This is a genomic window from Salinicola socius (assembly GCF_001937195.1).
Classification (GTDB): domain Bacteria; phylum Pseudomonadota; class Gammaproteobacteria; order Pseudomonadales; family Halomonadaceae; genus Salinicola; species Salinicola socius.
The window spans coordinates 1-486 of sequence record NZ_MSDO01000155.1 but is presented as its reverse complement, the minus strand read 5'-3'; the positions used below and the strand labels follow the sequence as shown (position 1 = coordinate 486).

1 protein-coding gene is annotated in these 486 nt (G+C 65.8%); it reads left to right on the top strand.

What is annotated here, in order from left to right:
* The coding region (locus BTW07_RS19770) for an Ig-like domain-containing protein (protein ID WP_167369319.1) at positions 1 to 486 on the top strand (486 nt) is incomplete at both ends.

Here is a 486-nt window from a genome sequence, read left to right as displayed (position 1 = left end):
GATCGCCGGTTACGACCTGGCAACGGATGTCGTCACTGGCAATGGCAGCCTGAAGTTCAATGCCGACGGCTCCTACACCTTCACGCCGGGTGCCGACTTCGACGGTCTGGCTGCCGGCGAGAGCCGCGACGTCACCTTCAGCTATACCGCTACCGACAACGACGGTGGGGTCAGCGCACCCAAGACGGTGACCATCACCGTGACCGGCACCAACGACGCGCCGGTCGCTCAGGCGGCCGCGGCCACGACGGAAGAGAACACGCTGCTGACCGGCCAGGTCCCGGCGGCGAGTGACGTCGATGGCACCATCGCCGGTTATGACCTGGCGACGGATGTCGGCACCGGCAACGGCAGCCTCAGCTTTAATAGCGACGGCAGCTACACCTTCACCCCCGGCACCGACTTCGACGGTCTCGCCGCGGGCGAAAGCCGCGACGTTACCTTCAGCTACACCGCCACCGATAACGATGGCGGCGTCAGTGAGCC